15 protein-coding genes and 1 pseudogene are annotated in these 25963 nt (G+C 72.8%); 6 read left to right on the top strand and 10 right to left on the bottom strand.

Annotated features, from left to right (window positions below; genetic code table 11):
• The 3 genes from ACZ7M2_RS17160 (at nt 1) to ACZ7M2_RS17150 (ending at nt 5159) form a co-directional block, all read left to right on the top strand.
• Nucleotides 1-2385 carry a xanthine dehydrogenase family protein molybdopterin-binding subunit gene (locus ACZ7M2_RS17160; RefSeq protein ID WP_471595917.1) on the top strand — a complete coding sequence of 795 codons (2385 nt, stop codon included), beginning with the start codon at nt 1-3 and terminating at the stop codon, nt 2383-2385.
• A gap of 109 nt (nt 2386-2494) precedes the next feature.
• Complete coding sequence (locus ACZ7M2_RS17155; protein WP_471595916.1) at nt 2495-3952, top strand: NCS2 family permease; 1458 nt, start codon at nt 2495-2497, stop codon at nt 3950-3952.
• 55 nt (nt 3953-4007) lie between these two features.
• Nucleotides 4008-5159: an XdhC family protein gene (locus ACZ7M2_RS17150; protein ID WP_471595915.1), complete on the top strand. Its 1152-nt coding sequence runs from the start codon at nt 4008-4010 to the stop codon at nt 5157-5159.
• 48 nt (nt 5160-5207) lie between these two features.
• Here ACZ7M2_RS17150 and ACZ7M2_RS17145 read toward each other — a convergent pair whose 3' ends face one another.
• The 3 genes from ACZ7M2_RS17145 to ACZ7M2_RS17135 all read right to left on the bottom strand — a co-directional run bounded on the left by ACZ7M2_RS17145 (nt 5208) and on the right by ACZ7M2_RS17135 (nt 10113).
• A complete protein-coding gene (locus ACZ7M2_RS17145) occupies nt 5208-8165 on the bottom strand; it encodes a SpoIIE family protein phosphatase (RefSeq protein WP_471595914.1) in 2958 nt (985 codons plus the stop codon).
• Between the two features lie 64 nt (nt 8166-8229).
• A complete protein-coding gene (locus ACZ7M2_RS17140) occupies nt 8230-8682 on the bottom strand; it encodes an SRPBCC family protein (protein ID WP_471595913.1) in 453 nt (150 codons plus the stop codon).
• A gap of 198 nt (nt 8683-8880) precedes the next feature.
• Nucleotides 8881-10113: an ankyrin repeat domain-containing protein gene (locus ACZ7M2_RS17135; RefSeq protein ID WP_471595912.1), complete on the bottom strand. Its 1233-nt coding sequence runs from the start codon at nt 10111-10113 to the stop codon at nt 8881-8883.
• A 257-nt stretch (nt 10114-10370) separates the two neighbouring features.
• Between ACZ7M2_RS17135 and ACZ7M2_RS17130 the strand changes: the two genes are divergently transcribed.
• Complete coding sequence (locus tag ACZ7M2_RS17130) at nt 10371-11585, top strand: cytochrome P450 family protein (protein WP_471595911.1); 1215 nt, start codon at nt 10371-10373, stop codon at nt 11583-11585.
• A 548-nt stretch (nt 11586-12133) separates the two neighbouring features.
• Here ACZ7M2_RS17130 and ACZ7M2_RS17125 read toward each other — a convergent pair.
• A pseudogene (locus tag ACZ7M2_RS17125) lies at nt 12134-12337 on the bottom strand (IS200/IS605 family accessory protein TnpB-related protein); the annotation flags it as partial.
• A gap of 186 nt (nt 12338-12523) precedes the next feature.
• Between ACZ7M2_RS17125 and ACZ7M2_RS17120 the strand changes: the two are divergent.
• Both ACZ7M2_RS17120 and ACZ7M2_RS17115 read left to right on the top strand, forming a co-directional pair.
• On the top strand, nt 12524-14287 hold the full coding sequence (locus ACZ7M2_RS17120; protein WP_471595910.1) for a hypothetical protein: 1764 nt from the start codon (nt 12524-12526) through the stop codon (nt 14285-14287).
• A gap of 41 nt (nt 14288-14328) precedes the next feature.
• Nucleotides 14329-15516: an MFS transporter gene (locus ACZ7M2_RS17115; RefSeq protein WP_471596040.1), complete on the top strand. Its 1188-nt coding sequence runs from the start codon at nt 14329-14331 to the stop codon at nt 15514-15516.
• A gap of 3 nt (nt 15517-15519) precedes the next feature.
• Here ACZ7M2_RS17115 and ACZ7M2_RS17110 read toward each other — a convergent pair whose 3' ends face one another.
• The 6 genes from ACZ7M2_RS17110 to ACZ7M2_RS17085 form a co-directional block, all read right to left on the bottom strand.
• On the bottom strand, nt 15520-17478 hold the full coding sequence (locus tag ACZ7M2_RS17110) for an ABC transporter ATP-binding protein (RefSeq protein WP_471595909.1): 1959 nt from the start codon (nt 17476-17478) through the stop codon (nt 15520-15522).
• Nucleotides 17475-18662: a glycosyltransferase gene (locus tag ACZ7M2_RS17105; RefSeq protein WP_471595908.1), complete on the bottom strand. Its 1188-nt coding sequence runs from the start codon at nt 18660-18662 to the stop codon at nt 17475-17477. The genes ACZ7M2_RS17110 and ACZ7M2_RS17105 overlap by 4 nt, the downstream gene beginning before the upstream one ends.
• Complete coding sequence (locus ACZ7M2_RS17100; RefSeq protein ID WP_351429072.1) at nt 18663-19469, bottom strand: alpha/beta fold hydrolase; 807 nt, start codon at nt 19467-19469, stop codon at nt 18663-18665.
• A 1-nt stretch (nt 19470) separates the two neighbouring features.
• Entirely contained in the window at nt 19471-19818 is a 348-nt protein-coding gene (locus ACZ7M2_RS17095; protein WP_054236986.1) for an acyl carrier protein, read from the bottom strand.
• Complete coding sequence (locus tag ACZ7M2_RS17090) at nt 19808-24316, bottom strand: beta-ketoacyl synthase N-terminal-like domain-containing protein (RefSeq protein ID WP_471596039.1); 4509 nt, start codon at nt 24314-24316, stop codon at nt 19808-19810. The genes ACZ7M2_RS17095 and ACZ7M2_RS17090 overlap by 11 nt, the downstream gene beginning before the upstream one ends.
• 44 nt (nt 24317-24360) lie before the next feature.
• Nucleotides 24361-25963 (bottom strand): SDR family NAD(P)-dependent oxidoreductase (locus ACZ7M2_RS17085; protein ID WP_471595907.1); only part of this gene is annotated, 1603 nt, incomplete at its 5' end.

The raw sequence follows: 25963 nt of genomic DNA, 5'->3' as shown, positions 1-25963 counted from the left end.
ATGGGAACCACGGGTACACCCACCAACCTCACGCAGGGCTCCAAGACCAGGGGCGGCATCGGCGAGTCGACGCTCCGCCCCGACGGCATCCTCAAGGTCACCGGCGAGTTCGCGTACTCGTCCGACATGTGGCACGAGGACATGCTCTGGGGCCAGATCCTGCGCTCCACGGTCGCCCATGCCGAGATCGTCTCCATCGACACCGGCGAGGCCCTCGCGACGCCCGGCGTCTACGCCGTCATGACGTACGACGACCTGCCGACCGAGGTGAAGAACTACGGCCTGGAGATCCAGGACACCCCAGTCCTCGCGCACGGCAAGGTCCGCCACCACGGTGAGCCGGTCGCGATCGTCGCCGCCGACCACCCGGAGACCGCGCGCCGTGCCGCCGCCAAGATCAAGGTGGAGTACCGCGAGCTGCCGGTCATCACGGACGAGGCGTCCGCGACCGCGCCGGACGCCGTCCTGATCCACGAGGGCCGCGACGACCACCACATCGGCCACGTCCCGCACCCCAACATCGTGCACCGCCAGCCGATCGTCCGCGGCAACGTCGAAGAGGCCGCCAAGAAGGCCGACTTCGTCGTCAAGGGCGAGTACACCTTCGGCATGCAGGACCAGGCGTTCCTGGGCCCCGAGTCCGGTCTCGCCGTGCCCGCCGAGGACGGTGGCGTCGACCTCTACATCGCCACCCAGTGGCTGCACTCCGACCTGCGCCAGATCGCGCCCGTCCTGGGCCTGCCCGAGGACAAGGTCCGGATGACGCTCTCGGGCGTCGGCGGCGCGTTCGGCGGACGCGAGGACCTGTCGATGCAGATCCACGCCTGTCTGCTCGCCCTGCGCACCGGCAAGCCCGTCAAGATCGTCTACAACCGTTTCGAGTCCTTCTTCGGGCACGTGCACCGCCACCCCGCGAAGCTCTCCTACGAGCACGGGGCGACCAAGGACGGCAAGCTCACCCACCTGAAGGCCCGGATCGTCCTGGACGGCGGCGCCTACGCCTCCGCCTCCCCCGCGGTCGTCGGCAACGCCTCCTCGCTGGGCGCGGGCCCGTACGTCGTCGACGACGTCGACATCGAGGCCATCGCCCTCTACACCAACAACCCGCCCTGCGGCGCCATGCGCGGCTTCGGCGCGGTCCAGGCCTGCTTCGCCTACGAGGCCCAGATGGACAAGCTCGCCGACCTGGTGGGCATGGACCGGGTGGCCTTCCGTCAGCTCAACGCGATGGAGCAGGGAACCGTCATGCCGACCGGACAGGTCGTCGACTCGCCGGCCCCGGTCGCCGAACTCCTGCGCCGGGTCAAGGCGATGCCGCTGCCGCCGGAGCAGCAGTGGCTCACCGCCGGCGAGGCGGCCGACGTACGGCAGCTGCCGGGCGGCCTCTCCAACACCACGCACGGCGAGGGCGTCGTACGCGGTGTCGGCTACGCGGTCGGCATCAAGAACGTCGGCTTCTCCGAAGGCTTCGACGACTACTCGACGGCCAAGGTCCGCATGGAGGTCGTCGGCGGCGAGCCGGTCGCGACCGTGCACACCGCGATGGCCGAGGTCGGCCAGGGCGGCGTCACCGTCCACGCGCAGATCGCCCGCACCGAGCTGGGCGTCACCCAGGTGACCATCCAACCGGCCGACACCCAGGTGGGCAGCGCCGGTTCGACGTCCGCGTCGCGGCAGACGTACGTCACCGGTGGCGCCGTCAAGAACTCCTGCGAACTCGTCCGCGAGAAGGTCCTGGAGCTGGGCCGCCGCAAGTTCGGTACGTACCACCCCGCTTGGGCGACCGCGGAGCTGCTCCTGGAGGGCGGCAAGGTCGTCACCGACGGCGGCGAGGTGCTGGCCGACCTGGTGGACGTGCTCGGCGACGAGTCCGTCGAGATCGAGGCCGAGTGGCGGCACCGCCCGACCGAGGCCTTCGACCTGCGCACCGGACAGGGCTTCGGCCACGTCCAGTACACGTTCGCCGCGCACCGCGCGGTGGTCGAGGTCGACACCGAACTCGGGCTGGTCAAGGTCATCGAGCTGGCCTGCGCCCAGGACGTCGGCAAGGCGCTCAACCCGCTGTCCGTCATCGGCCAGATCCAGGGTGGCACCACCCAGGGCCTGGGCATCGCGGTCATGGAGGAGATCATCGTCGACCCCAGGACCGCGAAGGTACGCAACCCCTCCTTCACGGACTATCTCATCCCCACGATTCTCGACACGCCGACCATCCCGGTCGACGTGCTCGAACTCGCCGACGACCACGCCCCGTACGGGCTCCGTGGCATCGGCGAGGCCCCGACCCTGTCGTCCACCCCGGCCGTCCTCGCGGCGATCCGGAACGCGACGGGTCTGGAGCTCAACAGGACGCCGGTACGTCCCGAGCACCTGACCGGCAAGTAACCCTCTGTTCGTCTCGGGCCGTCCCCCGGGTCGTGCACCATCCCAAATCCCGCAGCAACCACCGTGGTTGCTGACGCGGGTGCCCCTGTGAACCTTGGGAGATGGCACCATGACCCAGCAGTCAGTGGAGCCCAGGACCGTCGCCGACGACGCGGGTGCGGGTACCCGCGTCCCGGCCGGGCGGTCCTGGCTCGACCGTTACTTCCACATATCCCAGCGGGGATCCACGGTCGCGCGTGAGGTGCGCGGCGGCGTCACCACCTTCATGGCGATGGCGTACATCCTCCTGCTCAACCCCCTGATCCTGTCCGGAAAGGACGCGGCGGGGCACACGCTCGGCCAGAACGCGCTGATCACCGCGACCGCGTTCGCGGCGGCCTTCAGCACGCTCCTGATGGGCTTCTTCGGCAAGGTTCCCCTGGCCCTCGCCGCCGGACTCTCCGTGTCCGGAGTGCTCTCCTCGCAGGTCGCCCCGCAGATGACCTGGCCGCAGGCCATGGGCATGTGTGTGATGTACGGAGCGGTCATCATGCTCCTGGTCGTCACCGGCCTGCGCGAGATGATCATGAACGCGATCCCGCTGGCGCTGAAACACGCCATCACCATGGGCATCGGCCTGTTCGTCGCGCTGATCGGCTTCTACAAGGCCGGATTCGTGCACCAGGGGAAGGCCACCCCGGTCACCCTCGGCCCGGCCGGTGAACTCGCCGGCTGGCCGGTCCTGCTCTTCGCCGCCACGCTGCTCGCCATCTTCATGCTCCAGGCGCGCGGCATCCCCGGCGCGATCCTGATCGGCATCGTCGGCGGCACCGTACTCGCCGTGGTCCTCAACGCCCTCGGCGTCATCGCCCCCAAGCAGTGGGCGAGCGGTGCCCCCGAACTGCACGGCAGCGCGGTCTCGATGCCGGACTTCTCACTCTTCGGCAAGGTCGAGTTCGGCGGCTGGGGCGACGTCGGAGTGATGACGGTCGGCATGATCGTCTTCACGCTGGTCCTCGCCGGGTTCTTCGACGCGATGGCCACCATCATCGGCGTCGGCACGGAGGCCAAGCTCGCCGACGCGCAGGGCCGGATGCCGGGCCTGTCCAAGGCGCTGTTCATCGACGGCGCGGGCGGAGCGGTCGGCGGGGTCGCGGGCGCGTCGGGCCAGACGGTCTTCGTCGAGTCCGCGACCGGGGTCGGCGAGGGCGCCCGTACGGGTCTCTCCTCCGTCGTCACGGGTCTGTTCTTCGCGGCCTGTCTCTTCTTCACCCCGCTGACGGCGATCGTCCCCGGCGAGGTCGCGGCGGCGGCACTGGTCGTCATCGGCGCCATGATGATGATGAACGCCCGCCATGTGGACTGGGCCGACCGCGCCACCGCGATCCCGGTCTTCCTGACCGTCGTCGTCATGCCGTTCACGTACTCCATCACCGCGGGCGTCGCGGCCGGAGTGCTGTCGTACGTCGCCATCAAGATCGCCCAGGGCAAGGCCCGGGAGATCGGGGCGTTCATGTGGGGCCTGGCGGCGATCTTCCTCGTCTTCTTCGCCCTGAATCCGATCGAGAGCTGGATGGGCGTGCACTGACACGCCTCTTCCGGTCCGCGACCCTCCACGCACCCCCTGTTAAGGAGACCGAGACATGCTGGACATCGCCGAAGAGCTGCACCGGTGGGTCGAGCAGGGACGCGACTTCGCCGTGGCCACCGTGGTGGCCGTCAGCGGCAGCGCGCCCCGCCGGCCCGGCGCCGCACTCGCCGTCGACTCCGACGGCACGGCGATCGGCTCGGTCTCCGGCGGGTGCGTGGAGGGCGCGGTCTACGAACTGTGCCGGCAGGCGCTCGAGGACGGCGAGAGTGTCCTGGAGCGCTTCGGATACAGCGACGAGGACGCCTTCGCCGTCGGTCTGACCTGCGGCGGCATCATCGACATCCTCGTCACACCGGTCCGCGCGGGCGACCCCGCCCGGCCGGTGCTCGGCTCCGCGCTGGCCGCCGCCGCGAGCGGGGAGGCGGCGGCGGTCGCGCGGATCGTCAGCGGTCCCGCCGAACTCAGGGGCCGGGCGCTGCTCGTCCGCCCCGACGGCTCGTACGAGGGCGGCTTCGGCGCCCATCCGGAGCTGGACCGCACGGTGGTCGGCGAGGCGGGCGCCTTCCTGGACGCGGGCCGCACCGGCACCCTGGAGATCGGAGAGCGGGGCTCTCGTTGCGGAGCACCGCTCACGGTTCTCGTCGAGTCGTCCGTGCCGCCCCCGCGCATGATCGTGTTCGGCGCGATCGACTTCGCGTCGGCGCTGGTCCGCATGGGCAAGTTCCTCGGATACCGCGTCACGGTGTGCGACGCCCGCCCGGTCTTCGCGACCGCCACCCGCTTCCCCGACGCCGACGAGATCGTCGTCGAGTGGCCCCACACGTACCTGGAGCGCACGGAGGTGGACGCCCGGACCGTCCTGTGCGTCCTCACCCACGACGCCAAGTTCGACGTACCGCTGCTGCGGCTCGCGCTGCGGCTTCCGGTCGCGTACGTCGGCGCGATGGGCTCCCGGCGCACCCACCTGGACCGCAACGACCGCCTGCGCGAAGTCGGCGTCACCGAGCTGGAGTTGGCGCGCCTCAGGTCCCCCATCGGCCTCGACCTGGGCGCCCGCACCCCGGAGGAGACGGCCCTGTCCATCGCCTCGGAGATCGTGGCCGACCGGCGCGGAGGGAGCGGCGTGTCGCTCACCGGGGCACACACGCCGATCCACCACGACGCGATGTCGGTTCCGGCGCGGCGGATCGGGTCGGTGGCCTGAGCCGCGTCGGCGTCGGGGGAGTGCGGGGGTGATGCGGCAGCCGGTCGGCTACTGGGGGGCCGGGCCCGGCAGTTCCCGGTCCCCGGAGGTGAGCTCGTCGAGGTCCCGGGCGAACTCCTCGGTGTTAAGGAACGGAAGGTCCAGGGCGTCGGTGGGCAGCCCTGTCGGGCCCTCCGGACCGAACAGCGGCTGCTCGGTCCAGATGCACTTTCCGGTCGCCGTGTAGCGGGTGCCCCAGCGCTGGGACAGCGCCGTCACGAGTTGCAGTCCGCGTCCGCCCTCGTCGGTCTCCGACGCCCGGCGGATGCGCGGCACGGTCAGACTCCCGTCGAAGACCTCGCAGACCAGCTCGGGGCCGTGCAGCAGGCGCAGTCGCACGGGTCCCTTCGCGTGGCGCACGACGTTGCCGACCAGTTCGCTCGCGAGGAGTTCCGTGGTCGGCGTCAGGTCGTCCAGGCCCCAGGTGTGGAGCTGCTCGCGGATGTGGCGGCGGGCCTGCCCGGCCGCTCGCGGGTCCTCGGGGAGCAGCCAGGAAGCCATGTCGTCCTCGGTCAGCGCGTGCAGGCGGGCGATGAGGAGGGCCGCGTCGTCGGCGGTGGAGTGCTCGGAGGGGAGCAGTCCTGCGGTGACGGTGTCGCAGAGGCGCTCCAGGTCGGCCGCCGTGTCGCCGGGACCCTCGTGCGCGGCTCGCAGCAGCCGGGCGAGTTCGGCCATGCCGTCGTCGATCTCGCGGGTGGCCGACTCGACCAGGCCGTCGGTGTAGAGGACGAGCAGGCTCCCGTCCGGCACCGCCATCTCGAAGGTCTCGAAGGGCGGCTCCGCCGCGCCGAGCGGCGGATCGGGGGCGACCTCGGGGAAATGCACACTGCCGTCGGGGTGGACCACGGCGGGCGGGGGGTGCCCGGCGCGGGCGACGGAGCAGATATGGGTGGTGGAGTCGTAGAGCGCGTACAGGCAGGTGGCGTAGGACTCCTTCGCCATGCCGCCGACGATGTCGTTGAGGTGGCTCATGATCTCGTCGGGGGGAAGCTCGAGGTCGGCCAGGGTGTGGACCGCTGTGCGCAGCCGCCCCATGGTGGCCGCCTCGGGCAGCCCGTGGCCCATCACGTCACCGACGACCAGGGCGACCCGGCCGCCGGAGAGAGGGATGATGTCGTACCAGTCGCCGCCGACGTCCATGCCCTGTCCGGCGGGGAGGTAGCGGGCGGCGGCGGTGCACGCGGGCAGTTCGGGCAGACAGCTGGGAAGCAGGCTGCGCTGGAGCTCCTGGGAACGGGTGTGTTCGGCGTCGTAGAGCCGGGCCCGCTCCAGGGCCTGGGCGACGAGGGCGCTGGTCGTGGTCAGCAGGGTGCGCTCCTCGTCGCTGAGACGGCGCGGCCGGTCGAAGGAGACCACGCACGACCCGAACGTGTGTCCGGACACGGTCAGCGGCATGAACGCCCAGGCCTGCTTGCCCGCCTGGCGCGGCCGGGCGGCGAGTTCGGGGTAGCGGGCCGTGTACTCGGCGGCTGAGGAGATGAACAGCGGCGTGCCGGTCAGGATCGGGTCCCAGACCGGGTCGCGGGCCACCCGCATACGGCCGTTGATCGAGTCGAGGAAGGCGGCCGGATAGCCGACGGAGCCGACGTTGTACGTCCGGTTGCCCTCGATGGCCTGAACCAGGAGGCCGGTGGCGCCGAACGGCGGCAGCACGCGCTGCGCGACCGCGTCCACCACGTCCCGGGAGGTCGTCGCCTTGGCGAGGGACTCGGTCAGTTCGGCGATCCGGGCGGCGCGCTCGGCGGCGGCCTGCTCGGCGGCGGACCGTTCGTCCTCGTGCCGCCGGATCTCGGTCACGTCGGTGAAGTAGAGGGTGAGGCCGTCGGGCCCCGGGACCAGCCGCAGGTGGAGGCGGCGCCCGGTGTTCGGAGCATCCACGTCGAAGCCGGCGGGCTGGTCCACGGCGGCCGCCTCCCGGCAGCGCTTCTCCAGATCGGGGACCTGCCGGACGGAGGGAAGCTCCCACAGGACGCGACCGAACAGCTCCTCCTCGGAGGAGCCCAGCATGCGCTCGGCCGCCAGGTTCAGGAAGGTGATCCGCCAGCGGTCGTCCACGGCGAGGAAGCCGTCACTCATATGGCGAAGAGCCCGGCTGAGCGCGTCGCGGGCGGAGCGGGACTCGTTGCTCTCCCATGCCACGCCGATCATCCGTACGGGTTCGTCCTGAGCGTCGTACGTCGCCCGGGCGCGGGCCTGGGTCCATCCGTAGGTGCCGTCCAGGCGGCGCACCCGGTACTCGGCCTCGAACACCGTATGGTCCCGGAGCGCCTTCGCCGCCGCCCCCAGGGTCGGCGCCAGGTCGTCGGGGTGGACGATCCTCATCCAGTCCTCGATCCTGCCGGTGAACTCGGCCGGGCTGGTGCCGTAGATCTCAAGGGCGGCCTCGTCCCAGACCAGCTCGCCGGTCTCGACGTTCCAGTCCCACGAGCCGACCCGGACCTCCTCCAGAGCCTGCCGCAGCCGGTCACCGCTCAGTTCCTCCCGGGGCGGCCGAGCGGGCGGCGGTGCCTGCCGCATGCGCTCCTCGGTCCAGGCGATCACGGCCTGCAGGAAACCCCACTGCTCGACGGTGGGCTCCCCCTGGTCGCCCATCACCACGGTGAGCGCGCCGATACCGCGGTCATTGTTGAACACCGGCACGGCCGCCAGCCCGGTCCCGGGCCATGAGACCGCACCGGATCCGGGCTGTTCGCCGGAGCCCGGCGCAATCCACACACCCCGGCCCTGGTGCAGGGCCCGGGCCGGGGCCAACGGGCCTTCCTGGTCGATGATCTCCCAGGGCCGGGTGAGGACCGCGGGAAGGCCGGCCGCCGACACCAGGCGCAGGGCGGACATGGGGCCCCGCAGATGGATCATTCCCCCCAGGGCACTCAGCTCTCCCACCGCGTGCTGGAGCGTCAGCCGGAAGATCTCACTCTCCGTGACACCAGGGTCCACCGCGCTGAGCAGAGCCAGCCGTGTATTCATGATGTAAAGCCTACAATTACCCCGTTTCATGCACCGGCGTGCGACCCGCCGCAGGCACGGAGCGTCAGGATCTTGGGGAGGTCGGCCGCAGCAGCCCTTCCACCGCTCGCCCGAACATCCACCGCCCCGCCCACCCCAGCGGCCGGTCGAAGAACCGCGGCAGCCACCGCACGTTCAGATCCTCCCGCCAGAGCACCCGCGAGCCCCCGCCCGCCACCGCACGGACCTCGATCTCGGCCCACCCCGTGACGAACGTGCCGCGCTTGACCAGCAGGCACCTCCCCGCGCCCCCGTCCCGGGGCGGCCGCCAGGTGACGACCTCCATCGGGTCGTCGAAGACCAACGGGCCCGCCCCCGACCGCGCGACGAACACCGTGCCCTCGCCGGTCGGCGGCGGCGTGCGCACGGTGACCCGGGTCAGCGGGACGACGGCGGCATGCCGGGGCCAGTCGGTGAGGCGACGCCAACTCGCTTCGACGGGAGAAGGAGACACGCGTTCCAGCTGAAAGAGGACCACGGCCCGATCGTAGGCGGCCCGACCGTCCGCCCCACTCACCCGCAGCCGCGCACGCACGGAAGGGGCCGTGGCGGTATGTCGCAAGCCCGTCGCCCACGTCCGGAGCGAGCGGCGGCTCCCTTGCCCGGCCCACGCCTGATCCGGCGGCGACGGGCTCGACGTACCGCCACGGCCCCGACCCACCCACGACCCCGCGGGTCAGCGCGTCGTGGCCGCGTCCGATGCCCGGCGGTGCCGCCATACGTCGTAGAGCTGCCCGAAGTACGGACCGTCCTCGTCGGTGGTGGCGAGAGCGGCCAGGATCTCGTCCCCGCGCGGATCGTCGCGCAGGGCCAGCTGCACGGCCGCGGTGACCCGTACGTCCTCCGTCTCGTCGGTGAGGCACGCCGCGAGCGCGTCCGAGACCTCGCAATCCGCGGGCGCGGAGACCAGTGCGGCGCAGGCCCCCCGGCGGACCTCGGCCGCCTCGTCCCGGGTGCACGCGAGGACCGTGGCCAGGGCGTCACGACGCCCGGCGTCGACTCCGTACCGCAGACCGAAGACCGCCCACCCCCGGACCCTGCTGTCGGCATGCCGGGCGAGGTCGTGCAGGGGTCGCTCGGCACGTGGATCCAGGGCGCCGGACAGTCCCGCGGTCAGGGGCCGCAGCACGCGCGGATCCGGTTCACGCGCGGCCCACGGCAGGAAGAGATCGACCAGCGGGGCGTCGAACGGTGCCTCGTCGCTGTAGTCGAAGAGGTTGAACAGCCGGAGCACTTCCGCACCGAAGTACCGCTCCCGCGGGTCCGGCCGGTCCCGCAGCGCGGCGGACATGTCCCACGTGGCGCGATCGCGGCGCTGCTGGAGGACATCCGTCGTCACCCACCAGATCTCGTGGTCGACGTCCGGTTCGGCCAGCGCCCTCGACAGCAGCTCGGTGAACGAGGTCCTGATCCCGTACCGGGGCTCCAGCGCCGTCAGGATCGCGCCGTGCCCGGTACGGACCGTCAGGCCGGCCAGCGTCAGCTCCTCGACGCTCACCCCGTGCTCGTCACGAACCGTCTCGCGCCGCACCGTTCCCGCCGAACCGCTCCTGCGGCGCAGCTCGGCCACGGCATCCGTCTCGTGCCAGGACCGGGCCAGCGCGAGGGCGTCGCGTCCTTCGGGGTCCTTGTGCCACAGCTGCGCCCCATGGTTGATGAGCGCGTTCACGATGTCGGAGGCGCCACGGTCGACCGCCCGCAGCAGCGGGGTCCGGCCGTCCACGACCCGGTCCAGCCGGGCGGAGCCCATCAGGACCTCGACAGTGGCCAGGTCGAAGCCGTCCACCGCCAGGCAGAGCGCGGGCGTGCCCCGGTCGTCGACGGCGTCGGGATCGGCACCGGCCAGGAGGGCCGTCACCGCCTTCACGTCTCCACTCCGCACCGCCGCCGTCAGCGACTCCCCGCCCATACGCCCCCGCTTCCCTCACCGAAGCCCCGCCGCACGAGACCGACGGCACGAGATGCTAACCGCGCCGCCCGACCACCCGCCCGTCGATTTCGATCTGCCCACGGACAACCCCCGCTCGTTACCGTGCTGTTGACACACCGTCCGTCAGGCACCAGGCTATCCGGGGAGCACTCCCCGTTTGCACCGCACCCCCGTGATCAACCGGTCCAGAGATCCAGAGACCCAGAGACCCAAAGACCCGGAGAGCAGGAGTCCACGTGCCGGACCAGCCCCACGTCATCGACCCCGCGGGCGCCGACCTCCACGGCGAGGCGGATCTGCTGCGCGAGCGCGGTGCCGCGGCCCTCATCGAACTGCCGGGCGGGATAAGGGCCTGGGCGCCCACCCAGTACGAGATCCTCAAGCGGCTCCTGGCCGACGACCGGGTCTCCAAGGACCCCAACCAGCACTGGCCCGCCTGGATCAGCGGCGAGTACCGCGAGAGCTGGATCACCCTCTGGGTCGGCGTGACCAACATGTTCACCGCGTACGGCGCCGACCACCGCAGGCTGCGCAAACTCGTCTCGCCCGCGTTCACCAAACGCCGTACGGACGCGCTCAAGCCCCGCATCGAGGAACTCGCCGCCACGCTGCTCGACCGGATGGCCGAGGCCCCCGACGGGCGGGTCGACCTCCGGTCCGCCTACGCGCACCCGCTCCCGATGCAGGTGATCTGCGAGCTGTTCGGCCTGCCCGAGGACCGGCGCGCCGACACCGCGCGCCTCATCGAGGCCAACATGGACACCACCATCACGCCCGAACAGGCCATGGCCACCTACCGGGAGATCCACGAACTGCTCGCCGGACTGGTCGCCGCCAAGCGTGAGCGGCCGGGCGACGATCTGACGACCGCCCTGATCGCGGCCCGGGACGAGGAGGGTTCGCAGCTCGCCGAGAGCGAACTGATCGACACCCTCCTCCTTGTCATCGGCGCGGGCCACGAGACCACGGTCAACCTGATCGGCAACGCGGTCCACGCCCTGCTGACCCACCCCGAGCAGCTGCTCCGGGTGCGCGGCGGCGAGATCCCCTGGAGCGAGGTGATCGAGGAGACCCTCCGCTGGGCGCCCTCCATCGCCAACCTCCCGCTGCGGTACGCCGTCGAGGACATCAAGCTTTCCGACGGCACGCTGATCGCTCGGGGCGACGCGATCCTGGCGACGTACGCGGCGGCCGGCCGCGACCCCCTGCGGCACGGCGAGAGCGCGGGCCGCTTCGACCTCGGCCGCGCGGACAAGGAGCACCTCGCCTTCGGCCACGGCGTCCACTACTGCATCGGTGCCCCGCTGGCCCGCCTGGAGGCGTCCCTCGCGCTCCCCGCGCTCTTCGCCCGCTTCCCGGACCTGAGCCTCGACGACACCAGCGGCCCGGCCCGCCTCGCCGAGTCCTTCATCGGCCATGGCTACCGGGTACTGCCGGTGCGGCTGGGCTGACGCGCGGCGGTCAGGGGCGGTAGACGGTACTTGGCTTGGCCTTCCCTGGCGCCGGCAGCTGCGGCACGGTCGCGAACACGTACCGTTCCTCGAGACTGAGCGGGAGTGCGTCCTGTGGCCAGGGCTGACGCTCAGCCGAACATCCCGAACGGTGTTGGGTGTTCTGGTCGCCCGCTTTCGTTCCACGGTCGGGCGGCACGCATCTGGTGCGTGGTCCGGGAATGTGGGGGCGGGGTTTTTCACGCCTGAGGGTTTCCGGTCGGGCCTGGACGCTCCGCCCCCAGTGCCTCAAGGGCCTGGGAGGTGCCCCAGCCGGATCGGATGCCCGAGGGCGCGTCGCCCGATCGCGATGCTCGCCGCATCGTGCCGGGAAACCTTGCGGTTGCTGCTGGTGAGGGGCTGCTGCCCGTGCTGGGCGCCCCACCGGGAGGTGTACGCCGGATACACCGCCACGACTTCACCGATGGCACCGGCCGGGAGCGGCACGGCCGCAACAAGCGGTTCCGCCGCCCGATCTCCCGACTCCCCACCGCGAGGCTGAACCCCGCTGCGCCGGGTGTGGTGCAGCAGGCGGGTCAGCGCGTGCACCGGATCTGCGCGTCCCGGTGCGCGGCGGCGCCCGATCGTTCGTAGAAGAAGCGCTGGGGTTCGCCGACCGGGTTGCCATGCGTATCCAGGCGCCAGGCGGCGAGGTGGTCATCGCTCACGTCCACCCCCACCACACCCTTCGCGAGGACCGCCTCCAGCGGCAGCAGTTCCTTACCCCCGATCCGTCCCGTGGATCGGTGTACGTCTTGTAGTGACATCCGTACCTTCTCTAGGGTCACTCCAGGTGCAAGCGCTTTCCGAACGGGAGGGGCGATGACATCGAGGACACAGACAAGCACATCGACTACAGCGCCGTAGAAGAGCAAGCACGACCTCTCCCAGGAGCCCCAGTGACAGCCCGCAAGACCTTCCTCGCCGCGCTCGCCGACGCCGGTGTCCCCCTCGACACCGCGTTCGTCGAGTTGCTCACCGCGACCGCCGAGACCAGCGCCAAGGCCGTCCTCGACGGGTACGCCGCCGATCTCGTCGAACTCCGTGACGGCGGCGAGGCGCGCGCGGCCACTCGTGCGCTGCGCACCCTCGTCTCGGTGTACGTGCACGAGGGCTCGGTGTACCACCATTCCGCCGCGCTCCTGGGCCCCGCCGCCGAACTCGCCGACGCGCTCGCCGAGGAGCAGTACGACAACGGGCTGTGGGAGCACGGGGCGGACGGCAACCCGGCGGACACCGCCTTCTCGATCGTCGACCTCAGCCTGATCCACCACCTGCTCGACGAGGACGCCCACGAGCCGACCACCCAACTGCGGGCGACGATCGAGCGGATCCTGCGCCTGGCGGGCCCCTCCCTCGCCACCGGTGGCGTCCACACCGCCAACCACCGCTGGCTGGTCTGCGCGGCCCTCGCCCGCATCCACGCCCGCTGGCCCGACCCCGCCTACCCCGAGCGCATCGAGACGTGGCTCGCGGAGGGCATCGACCAGCTGCCCGGCGGCGAGTACAGCGAACGCAGCCCCAACTACTCGGCCGCGGTGACCAATCCGGCGCTGCTCGTACTGGCCCGCCACTACGGACGTACGGACCTCTACGCGAACGTACGCGACAACCTGGCCGCCAACCTGTACGTCATCGAGCCCAACGGCGAGGTGGAGACGGTCCATTCGCGCCGCCAGGACCAGACGAGGGTCCGCCACCTGCCCGAGTTCTGGCTCCAGTACCGGGAAATGGCGCTGCGCGACGGAGACGGACGGTTCGCGGCGGTGGCCGCGCTGCTCCAGGAGCGCGGCACCGACCAGCCCTTCGGCGAGACCCCGATCGGCGAGCGCCTCGCCCAGGTCCTGGACCGGCCGGAGCTGGCCGCCCCCCTGCCCGAAGTGACCTCCCTGCCCGACGACTTCGAGCACCACGACGACAGCTGCCGCCTCGTCCGGGTCCGCCGCGGCACGCACACGGCGAGCGTCTTCGGCGGAACCGACTTCCCGGAACTGCACGCCATCTCGTCCGGCCTGTCCACCAACCCGACCTTCTTCAAGATGCGCAAGGGCGCGGCGATCCTCGACTCGCTCCGGCTGGCCCCGCGGTTCTTCGCACTCGGCCACTTCCGGGCGGAGGGACTCGAGCGCACGGACGACGGCTGGCGGCTGCACGCCGAGGTCCGCGGCGCCTTCCACCACCCGCTGCCCCCCGAGCACCGCCGCCCCGACGGCGCCTACCCCCTGACCGACGACAGCCGCTTCTGGTCCGCGATGGACTTCCCGCACCGCCCGAAGGAGTACCGCACACTCCGCACCGAAGTCCTGGTCCGTGAGGTCGGCGGCGGAGCCTGGGACATCTCCTTCGACCTCTCCGGCGAGGGCTGCGCGAGCCCGCTCGCCCTCGAACTCTGCTTCCGCCCCGGCGGCACCCTGACCGGGGACGGCCTCGAACCCGTCCCCGGCTCCCCGGACACCTTCCAACTCGTCTCCGGCGAGGCCACCTACACCGTCGGCACCGACCACATCACCTTCGGCCCCGGCAACGGCAAGGGCGGCCGCCGGCCCGCGGTGGTCGACCCGGGCGAACGCTACGCCTGGCTGAGCGGCTCCCTGACCCCGGACGGGGTGCGGGTACTGATCACGGGGCGCTCACCGCTGACGTACCGGTTGACGCTGAGGTGAAGTTCGAGACGCGCCCTGGCCCCCTGATCGCGGAGCGACGGATACCGAGTGGGCTGGTCGCGCTGGCACTCGGCGGGTTCGGCATCGGGCTGACCGAATTCCTGATCGCCGGGCTGCTGCCGCAGGTGGCGTCGAGTTTCGCGGTGTCCGAGGCGGCCGCGGGGCGGCTGATCTCCGGGTACGCGTTGAGTGTCGCGGTCGGCGCGATCGCGCTGACCGCGGCGACGGCGCGGCTGCCCCGCAAGGCGATCCTGGTCGGCCTGGTGGCGTTGTTCGTCATCGGCAACCTGTTGTCCGCTCTCGCGCCGAGCTATCCGGTGATGCTGCTCGGGCGGATCGTGGCGGCGTTGTGTCACGGCTCGTTCTTCGGTATCGGCTCGCTGGTCGCCCGCGGTCTGGTCGCGCCGGAGAAGAAGTCCCGCGCGGTGGCGGTCATGTTCGCCGGGCTGACGGTCGCGAACGTGCTGGGCGTGCCCTTCGGTGCGCTGGTCGGCGAGCGCTGGGGCTGGCGAGCGGCCTTCTGGGCGGTCACCGGAATCGGCCTGCTCGCGCTGGCCGGAATCGTCGCCCTCGTCCCCGCCGGCGCGGGAGAGACACGGCCGCAGACCGCGACGGGCCGCTACGACCCGACACCGGCCGACGGCCTGCGGGCCCAGTTCCGTGCGCTGCGGTCCTGGCAGGTCTGGCTGACCCTGACAGCCACCGCGCTCGGCTACGGCGGGATGTTCGGCGCGTTCAGCTACATCGCCTACACGTTCACCGAGGTCGGCGGCTTCTCCCCGGCGGATGTCGCCTGGCTGCTGATGGTGTACGGCGTCGGTCTGGTCGTCGGGAACCTGGTCGGCGGGCGAGCGGCCGACCGCGACCGTGACCGCGCCCTGGTCCTCGCCCTGCTCGGACTCGCCATCACCCTGGCCGTGTTCGGCCTGCTGGCCGGCAACGCCATCGCGTCGGTGATACTGGTGTTTCTGATGGGCCTGTTCGGGTTCGCCAGTGTGCCCGGCCTGATCACTCGCGTCACCGATTTCGCCCACGGGTCGGCGCTGGCCGCCAGCGCCAATGTGTCCGCGTCCAACATCGGCAACGCGCTCGGCGCCTGGCTCGGGGGCCTGGCCATCACCGCGGGCCTCGGCTACACGGCGCCGCTCTACGTCGGCGCCGGCATCGTCCTGATCTCCGTCGTCGTCATGGCCGTCGCCGCGTACCGGGCCGCGCACGGAGCCCGTTAGCGGTCACGCAGGGGGCTCGGCGGCCAGGAGCTGGGTGGCGGCCAGTTCGCGGTAGAGATCGTCGTCGTCGACCAGGGAGTGGTGGGTGCCCACGGCGCGGACGTCGCCGTGTTCCAGGACCACGATCTGGTCGGCGTCGGTGACCGTGGACAGCCGGTGGGCGATCAGCAGGACCGTACAGCGGCCCGCGGTGCGGGCGACGAGTTCGCCGAGGGCCTGTTCGTTGCGGGCGTCGAGCTGGGCCGTCGCCTCGTCGAGGAGAAGTACCTGGGGGCGGCGCAGCAGGGCGCGGGCGCTGGCGAGGCGCTGGCGTTCGCCGCCGGACAGGGTGACGCCGCGCGGGCCCACGGGCGTGTCCAGACCCTGGGGAAGGCGGGCGAGGAGACCGTCGAGACGGGTGACGACCAGGGCCTCGGCCAGCTGCTCCCGGGTGGCCGAGGGCGCCGCGTACAGGAGGTTCTCGCGGAGGGTGCCCGCCATCACGGGGGAGTCCTGCTCGACGTACGCGATCCTGCGCCGGACCTCGGCGCGCGGCAGGGCCGCGATGTCCTGGTCGCCGATCCTGATGGTGCCCGCGGTCGGCTCGTAGAAGCGCTGGAGGAGGGAGAAGAGGGTGGTCTTGCCCGCGCCCGACAGCCCGACCAGCGCGGTCCGGGTGCCGCCGGGGACGGTGAAGCTCACGCCGCGCAGGGCCGGGTCGCGGCCGGGGTAGGCGAACTCGACCCCCGTCAGTTCGACGGCAGGTGGCGCGGCGTGGGCGGGGGTGTGCGCGGGTTCGGTCGCGTCGATGTCGTCCTCGACCGGCAGCGCGCCCGCCTCCTGGATCCTGCCCACCGCGCCCAGCCCCTGCTGGAGTTGGGCCGCGCCGCCGACCAGCTGTGACACCGGGCTCGCCAGGAAGAAGACGTACAGGAGGAAGGCGATCAGTTCGGAGACCGACATCGAGTGGTGGGCGACGAAGGTGCCGCCCACGCCGAGCACCACCAGGAACGCGCTCTGGATGGCGGCGCCGCCGACCATGGTGACGAGGGCGCTGTAGCGGGCGCCGACCAGCCCTGCGGCGTACGCCTCGTCGACCGCGTCCTCGGCGGTGCGCGTCTCGCGGCCCTCGGCGCCGTTGGCCTTGACCGTGCGGGCCGCGCCGAGGGTGCGGTCGAGGACGGCGCCGACCGCTCCGACGGACGCCTGGGAGCGGGCCACGGCCGCCTTGATCCGGGGCAGGACGACGGTGATCACGACACCGACCGTCGTCAGCACGAGCAGCGTGACGCCGAGCAGACGCGCGTCGAGCGTCGCCATCATGAACAGCGCCCCGGCGAAGGTCAGGACGCCGTTGACCGTCATGATCAGGCCCTCGGTGGCGGCGCTCTTGAGCAGTGTGCTGTCGGAGGTGACGCGGGCGATCAGGTCGCCCGGTGCCCGCCGGTCCAGTTCGGCGACCCGCAGCCGGATCAGGCGGTGCACCAGACCGCGCCGCACCTCACGCACCACCCGCTCCGAAGTCCGTTGCTGGAGCCAGGCGTTGAGACCGGTGAGCAGGGCGCCCGCGACCAGGAACACGGCGAGCAGCGCGACCGGGGCGACCACGCTGCCGCCGTCGTCCAGCCGGTCCAGGATCGCCTGCGCGAACTTCGGCTGCACCAGCCCCGACACGCCGGCCAGCAGAGTGAGCACGAGGGAGAGCAGCAGCACACGCCAGTGGGGCCGGGCGTAGTCGAGAAGGGCGACGAACGAGCCGGTCGGCGGGGGCGGCGAGGCTGGTTCGGGTTCTGGTGCGGGTATGTCCGTCCGCTCGGCGGAGGGCGTGTCGGCGCTCGGCGCCAGGTGGGGCGCCCGCGGGCCCGGACTCGGCGTCTTGGGCGCCTTCGGGCCGTGGTCCTGGGTGTGGGCGGTGCCCTGGGCCGGGTCGGGACGACGGCCGTCGGCCGGCGGCCGCTGCTCGGTCGTGCCGTTGCCGTTCATGCGCCGCCTCGCGCGCGCGGCACGGCCGGCAGTGCCGCGAGGCGGGCGGCGGCGGAGGCGCTGCCGCCCGCGGCGCGGAAGGACTCCCCGACGGCCTCGGCAGCCTTCCGGTGGCCCCCGGCCGGGTCGAGGACCGTCTCGACCGCCGCGCGGATCCTGGCCGCGTCGGCGCGGCCGAACCGCAGCCGTACCCCGGCGCCCGCGCCCACGACCTGCCCGGCGACGATCGGCTGGTCGTCGCGGATCGGCGCCACGACGAGCGGCACACCGTGCCACAGCGCCTCGCACACGGTGTTGTGCCCGGCGTGGCAGACGACCGCGTCGAGCCGGGGGAGCAGGGCGAGTTGGGGAACGTGCGGGCGCAGGAGGACGTTGTCGGGGACCGGGCCCCCGACGAGGCCGCCGGGGTCGACGAGCACCGCCCGCACGCGGCCCGCCAGTCCTCCGAGCGCCTGCGCGGCGGCGTTCAGGAAGCGGGCCCCCGCGTCGTTGTTGGCCGTGCCGAGGCTGACCAGGACGGTGGGCAGCGGCGACGCGTCCAGCCAGTCCCAGGAGAAGTCGTCGCCACTCGCGGGGCGGGCGGCGACGGACGGGCCCACCAGCCAGACCCGGTCGGGCAGTTCGGCCGGGCCGAGCAGCGCACGGGTGGTGTACGCCAGGACGCCGTGCGGGGAGAAGCGGGGGTCCGCCGAGCCGGCCCCGTCGCAGATCCGGTTCCGCAACCGGGCCAGCAGCCCGTCCAGCCACGCCGCGACCTTCGGCATACCGGCCAGCGGGTCGACGAGTTCGGCGGAGGTGGTGGCCGAGGTCACCCAGACGCGCCCGAGGGACTCGGCGACCAGCGCACCCGCCACCGCCTGCTGGTCGCAGACGACGACATCGGGGTCGTAGGCCTCGATCGCCGCCCGTACCCCGGGCGCCATCGCGTCCGCCAGCGGGACGAGGAAGCTCTCCCAGAGGAACTGGAACGCGGCCGGCCCCTTCAGGTCGGCGGGCCGGGAGATTCCGTCCTCGGGGAGGGCGCAGGGGAAGACGACGGCGTCGGATCCGACGAGCGCGCGGACGAGTTCCGGGTGGCCCGCCCACGCGACCTCGTGCCCGCGCCCCGCGAGTGCCGCCGCGGTGCCCACGGCCGGGTTGACGTGCCCGACCAGCGGCGGCACCACGAACAGGAACCGGCCCATCTAGCGGGCCTCCCGCAGCGCGTGCGCCTCCTGGCCGAGCAGTAGCCAGTCGCGTACGAGGGCGTACGTCTGCTGGGTGGCCTCCACCAGCACCGAGTGGCCGAGGTCGGGCAGGACGACCGTACGGCAGTGGGGGAGCGAGGCCTCCAGCATCCCGGTCTGCGCGGACAGCTTGGACGCGCCGCCGAAGATGGCGAAGACCGGGCAGCGGATCGCGGACAGGTCCTCGTCGAGGAGAGCGCTGAGCGGGATCTCCTCGGCGAGCGCGGTCTCGTCGAGCACCCGGCCCGCCGCCCGGAACGGCCGGGCGTTGCGCTCGCCCGGGTTCTCCCGCAGCCATTGGGTGACCTGCTGGACCACCAGTCCGCCCTGTTCGCCGACCAGGCCCTCGTACATGTTCCGCGCCCACGCCCGGGCCGGCGGCTCCGCCTCGATGGCGATCACGCTCGCGACCCGCTCGGGGCGGGCGGCGGCCATGGCGTACGCGACGGCGCCGCCGAAGGAGTTGCCGACGAGGTGCACCGGGCGGTCGATCACCAGCGCGTCCAGCAGTCCGTCGAGGTCGTCGACGAAGTCCTCCATCCGGTAGCCGGTCGGCGGCCGGGAGGTCTTGCCGTGCCCGCGCAGGTCGTACATGACGACGTCCAGGCCCTCTTCGGCGAGGCGCGGCGCGAGGCTGAAGTAGTAGCTGGCGAGGCTGTCGATGAGCAGGCCGTGGATGAGGACCACGACGGGGCGCGGGGAGCCGCTCTCGTGGCCCAGCCGCTGGACGTGTACGTCGATGCCGTTCACCCGCATCGTCGCCATGTCAGCCCACCTCCGCGACGGCCAGTGAGTCCACGACGTAGCCGACGAGATCGCCGACGGTGAGCGCGATGATCTCCTCCAGCCCGCGGTCGGCTATGAACGCGGCGAAGTTGACGCGCTCGCCGTAGAACTCGCGCAGTTGGGCGGAGAGGGTGACGAGGTCGATGCTCTCCAGCTCCAGATCGTCGTGGAAGGACGTGTCGAGGGTGATCTCGGAGTCGTCGAGCCCGTACTCCTCCAGGACGGTGCGCAGGATGGCCGAGATGTCGGCGAGCGCGGTCGCCGCGTCGGGCGCCGAGGCCTGTCCCCTGTCCGACTGGCCCACGGGACGGTCGAGTTCAGTGGTCATCTTCGTTCTCCTGATCGTTGACTGCCGTCCAGGCCACGACGTACTCCTTGCCGGGCCCCGCGGACGGCCGGGGGGTGGTCAGCGCACAGTGCCGCACGCGGTACTCCTCGCCCGCGGTGCGGACGGTCAGCCGGTCGCCGTCGACCGAGGTGATCTCGAACCGCTTCGGCTCGCCGCCGAGTCCGGTGCCGCGCGCTTTCGCGACGGCCTCCTTGGCGGCCCAGAAGCGGGTGAACCAGAGCCGTTCGGGGGCTCCTCGGGGCCGGCGGACGAGCGATGTGAGCAGCTCGCGTTCGGCGGTGGTGAGGGCCACGGCGAGGGTGGTCTCGGGGCGGTCGGTGACTTCCTCGATGTCGATGCCGCAGGGACCCTCCCTCCGGGCCATCGCCACGGCCGTCTCGCCGCGGTGGGCGATGGAGACGTGCAGTTCGGGCAGGGTCCTGCCGTAGCCGCCGGTCACGAAGGGGCGGCCGGCCGGATCGTTGCCGACCCTCACCTCGGCCGGGTAGACGGGGCCCGCCCCGGCGTCCCACATCACGCTCCGTACGGCGTCCTTGGCGGCGATCCGGCCGAGCAGCCACTGCCGCCGGCCGCGCGGGGCGTGCGCCGCGTACCGTTCGCGTTCCTCGCCCGCCAGGATGTTGCGCATGATCAGCTCGCGGGTGGCCAGATCGGGCCACTCCTCGTGGACCAGCGCCCAGCCGCCGGGCTGCATCCGGGACAGCGTGTACCGCTCGGGCTCCCGGTCCACCTTGCGGATGCGCGGATTGCTGTCGAACCGGCGGTCCTGCCAGCCGCTGAACTCCGCCCACACCCGCCCCCGGTGGACCAGCTGCATGTCCGCCTCGAGGGTGGCGTCGGTGACGGAGGTGATCCGGATCAGGCACTCCAGGCGCTCGCCGGGAGCGGGGTGCGGGCCGTGGAAGCGGATCTCCTTCATGCCGACCGGGAACACCGTCGTCCGCACCGGCTGCCGGGCCATGATCCAGTAGCCGAGGAGCTGCCCCACGTTGTCCAGCAGAGCGCCGGGCGCGGGCGGGGTGACCAGCACCCCGCGTACGTGCCGGTCGCCGACCGCGGTCAGTTCGTCCAGGCCCTGGAAGCGCGGGCCGTGGAACATCCAGCGGCGCGCGTACAGCTCCGCCGCGGTCAGCTCGGGCTTCTCCTCCCGCGCGGCGGGAAAGGTCCAGGGCTCCGGAGGCGTGAACCGGGTGCGGTCCTGGGCGAGTTCGACCACGGCGCGGGCGTACGGGCCGAGTGAGGCGGTGACTCTGTCCGGGCCCTCGGGAACGATCCGTACGGGGATGTCGACGGCCGGAGTGGCGGTGATCCACTGGTGCAGCCGTACGTCGTGGACGGCCACCGCGCGCCGGCCGGGCGCGGCCCGCTCGGCGAACTCCATGAGGTGGGCGATCACGGTGGTGCCGGGGACCACGGGCCAGCGGTCGGCGGGATCGGCCTGGGCGGGCTGCCGGAAGAAGCAGTGGTCCAGGAGGTACGGCATGGTGTCGACGGAGACGTGGAGGGTGGCTTCGAGGGGCTTGGGGTCGGGCTTGGGTTCGTGCTGGGGTTCGGGGGTGGCGGGCTCGGGCGCGGGAACACCGGCGCCGTTTTCCGGGGGCGTGCCGCCCGTACGGGGGCGGGGCGGGGCCCCGCGTCCGCGCCGCCCTGCCGTCACCACGTCCGAGGCGAGCGCCGTCGCGTCCCGCAGCAGCGCCGACAACTCCGCGCCCAGCGGGCCCTGTTCCGCCAGGGCACCCGCATCATGGGGCACGGTGTGCGGCGGCCGGGCCAGCGCGGTGCTCAGCCGGTCGCGGGTCTCCGCGTCCAGCGAGACGTTCGCGCCGCCGAGGTCCAGCCGTACGGGACGGCTCGGACGGCGTACCGTACGGGCCGGTGCGACGGTCGAGGCGCCGCCCAGCAGCGGGACGAGGTCCGGCGCGGCCCCGTCCGCCCACAACGCGCTCGCCACGCGGTGGAGTTGAGGCAGGCCCGGGCGGTGCGGGGAGTGCGCGGGGACCACGAGGTGGTCGCGGCCGTGCAGGGTGTCGTCGATGAGCGAGCCGAGCTGCCCCGCGCCGAGCTGGACGAACGCCCGGAAGCCCGCCGCGTACATCGTCTCCACCAGGGGCCGGAAGCGGACCGGCTCCAGCAGATGGCGGATGAACAGCTCGCGGATCGCGGCCGGTTCGTCCGGGTAGGGGGCGACGGTCGTCGCGGACCACAGGGGCAGCGCGGCCGGGCGCAGGGTGTAGGCCTCGGCGGCCTTCCTGATCGGGCGAAGGTAGGGCTCCAGCATCGGGGTGTGGAAGCCGGAGCGGAACGGCAGGATCTGCGAGATCACCGCCCGGGACCGGAACACCTCGACCAGTGCGGCGACGGCGGGCTCGGGGCCGCAGATCATCGACTGGTTGGGCGCGTTGTCGTGGGAGAGGACCACGTCCCCGCGGCCGTCCAGCTCGGTCAGTACCACCTCGGCGGGGGCGCCGATCGCGGCGAAGGCCAGCCCGGGGACGCTCAGCGCGTCGGGGTCGAAGCCGGCGAGGAAGGCGTCCACCTCGTCGGGAGGGTGGATCCCGGCGGCGGCCATCGCGGTCCACTCGCCGAGGCTGTGCCCGGCGAGCGCGTCCGGCACGACGCCGAGGCGGCGCAGCGCGGTGTCGAGGAGCCGGCCGAGCTCGAAGACGCCGGTGCCCTGCCGGCCCACGTCACCCACGGTGGCGTCGGTGACGGCGCGCGACCAGGGCAGCCCGAAGTGCCGGGCGATGTCCTCGGAGTTGGGGGCGAACTCGGCCTCAAGGCCGGGGAAGACGAACGCGAGCCTGCCGCCGCCGGGGCCCAGCAGGGGACGCGGCACGAACCACACGTCGCCCCGACCGCGCCACCCCTTCCCCTTGGCGGCCGCCTTGCGGGCCAGCGCCAGCCGCTTGGCCGTCGGCCCGACGACGGCGAGCCGCACCGGATCGGTGGCGGGGGCGCGTTCGTCGAGGCCGGCGGCGATGAGCGCGGAGTCGGAGCGGTCGAGGAGCGCGGCCATCGCCTCGGGTGTCGGCGCGGTCAGCCGCAGCACCGGCTCCGGCTCGTACACCTCGGCCGGCCGTCGGGCGACCGCGACCTCTTCGAGCACGACGTGCGCGTTGATGCCGCCGAACCCGAAGGCGTTGACGGCGGCCCGGCGCACCGGCTGCCGGTCGTCGGTCCGCCAGGGCCGGGCGGCGCCGATGGGGGTGAACCGGGTACGGGCGAGCGCCGGATGCGGGTCGTCGCAGTGCAGGGTCGGCGGGAGCACCTGGTGGTGGACGGCGAGCGCGGCCTTGATCAGCCCGGCGACGCCCGCCGCGGGCATGGTGTGGCCGATCATCGACTTCACCGAGCCGATGACGGCGTCCGGCGCGTCCCCCGGGGTGTCCGTCGGTGGTGGTCCGAACACCTCGGCGAGCGTGGTGAGTTCGGTGCCGTCACCCGCCGGGGTGGCGGTGCCGTGCGCCTCCAGGAGACCGATCGAGCCGGGGGCGGACGGATCGAGCCCGGCGGCCTCCCAGGCCTGACGGACCGCGCGGACCTGGCCGCCGGAGTCGGGCGCCATCAGACTGGTCGTACGTCCGTCGGAGGCGACGCCGGTGCCGGTGATCGCGGCGTAGATCCGGTCGCCGTCCCGCTCGGCGTCGGCGAGCCGCTTGAGGACGACGACGCCCGTGCCCTCACCGATCAGCACGCCGTCCGCGCCCCGGTCGAACGGCCGGATGCGCTCGCTCGGGGAGAGCGCGCCGAGTTGGCTGAACACGCTCCAGAAGGTGATGTCGTGACAGTGGTGCACCCCGCCCGCGAGCATCACGTCACAGCGCCCGCTGCCGAGTTCACGCACGGCGTGGTCGACCGCGATGAGCGAGGAGGCGCAGGCGGCGTCCACGGTGTAGGCGGGCCCGCGCAGGTCGAGCCGGCCCGCCAGCCGGGACGCGGCGAGGTTGGGCACGAGACCGATCGAGGACTCCGGTGCCTCGGGCCCGAGCCGGTCGGTGAACGCCTGCCGCACCGCCTCCAGTCGGTCGGCGCCGAGGTCCGGCAGCAGTTCACCCAGGGTGCGCACGAGCTGGCTCGCGGTCCGCACCCGCTGGTCGAGCCGGACCAGGCCGGGGGTGAGATAGCCGCCCCGGCCGAGCACGACACCGACCCGGTGCCGGTCGGCGGGCAGCCGGTCGGGTCCGCCCGCGTCGGCGAGGGCCGCCGCGGCGACCCGCAGCGCGATCAGCTGGTCGGGCTCGGTGGCCGGGACCGCGGCCGGCATGATCCCGAACTCGGTGACGTCCACCTCGGCCAGCTCGTCCACGAAGCCGCCGCGCCGGCAGTAGACCCGGTCGGCTCGGGGCTCGGCGCCGGGCGCGTAGTACTCTCCGGCGTCCCAGCGGCCGGGCGGCACCTCGGTGATGGCGTCGACACCGGAGACCAGGTTGTGCCAGTACGTGGCGAGGTCGGGGGCGCCCGGGAAGAGCACCGACATGCCGACGATGGCGACGGGTTCGGCGCGGGGACCGGTCACCTCGGTCACCAGCCCGACGCCGTGTAGACGACGGCGGTGTCGCCCTCGGGTCCCCAGGCCAGCTCGCGCAGCAGGCTCATGGTGCCCTCGTCGGGGTCGATGAGCTGGATGCCGCGGCCCGCGTAGTGCCGCATCAGCTCGGGGGTGACCATGCCGTGGTTGCCGTCGCCGGTCGGCGCCCATGGACCCCAGTGGACGGTCAGTCCGCGGCGACCGGGACCGGATTCCGCCCAGCGGGCGCCGAGGGTCTCCAGGGCGTCGTTGGCGGCGGCGTAGTCGGACTGGCCGCGGTTGCCGAGGGCCGCGGCGATGCTGCCGAACAGCACGGCGAACCGTGGGCCTTCCCCGTCCGGCAACTCGCCCAGCGCGGCGAGCAGTTCGCGTGCGCCGTCGACCTTCGTACGGAACACCCGGTCGTAGGACCGCGGGCTCTTCTCGGCGATCAGTTTGTCCTCGATCACGCCCGCCGCGTACACGACGCCGTCGAGTCGCCCGTGCTCGGCGTGGATCTCCTTCACCGCCCGGCGCACGGCGTCGCCGTCCAGGGCGTCCACGGTGCGGTAGCGGACCTCGGAGCCGAGCGCCGCGAGTGTGCGCAGGGTGGCGCGCACCTCGCGTTCGGCCTGGATCCGGCCGATCGCCCGCTCGATCTCGGCGGGGACGCGCAGCCCGCCCGCGATGAGCGCGCTCCGCAGTTCACCGGCGGTGTCCGCGGCGGCGAGCACCGGGTTCTCGGCGCCCTCGGGCAGGGCGGTGCGGCCGAACAGTTCGATCCGGCAGCGGCTCGCGGCGGCCAGGGTCGCGGCGAACCGGGCGGTGATCCCCCGGGCGCCGCCCACGAGCAGGACGACCGAGTCGGCGTCCAGGCCGAGCGCGGCGGCCTCGGCCGCACCGTCCCCGGCCGGCCCCGCGCCCGTGCTGCCGAGCAGACCGAGCCCCTCCTCGGCCATGCGCAGTCCGCGCCTCGTGCCGGGGGAGCGCAGGACGACCGGCTCGTGGCCGGGCGCGGTGAGCTCGGCGACCAGCTCCGCGGCGATGTCCTCGGGCGCGGTGCCGGGCGCGTGCTCGACGACTCGGGCGACCGTTTCGGGGTACTCCCGCGCGAGGGAGCGGAAGAAGCCGCGCAGCCCGGCGGAGGCGCCCGCGGCGAGCACCCAGCGCGGATTGCCCGCCAGCACCCGCTGGTAGGCGGGGAAGACGTCCGGCAGGACGGGCGGGGCGTCCGGCGCGACGAGGTGCACGATCCCGTCGAACTCTCCCTCGGCCGGAGGCTCTTCGGCGGTCACGGCATGGGCGCCGTGCACGGTCAGGCGGGCCGTCAGCGCCTCGGCGACCGGTCCGGAACCGAGCAGCAGGAAACTGCGGCCGATCAGCAGGTCACTGGAGGGCGCCGGATCGGCGGGGGCGAGATCGAACTCCCGCATCACGAGACGCTTGGGCGCCACGACGACGGGTTCGGGGGCGGCGGGCCCGGCTTCCGGGCCCGCGGGTTCGGCCGCCTCACCCCGGGCGCCCGCGACCAGCGCGGCGATGGTCGCGGCGGTGCGGGCCTTGGTCAGTTCCTCGATGTCGGTGTCGCCGGTGGCGGTGAGGCCGAGGCGGGTGGCG

The organism is Streptomyces sp. NPDC111507 (assembly GCF_055638955.1).
The sequence above is the reverse complement of the archived record's forward strand: the minus strand, read 5'-3'. Positions and strand labels throughout refer to the sequence as shown.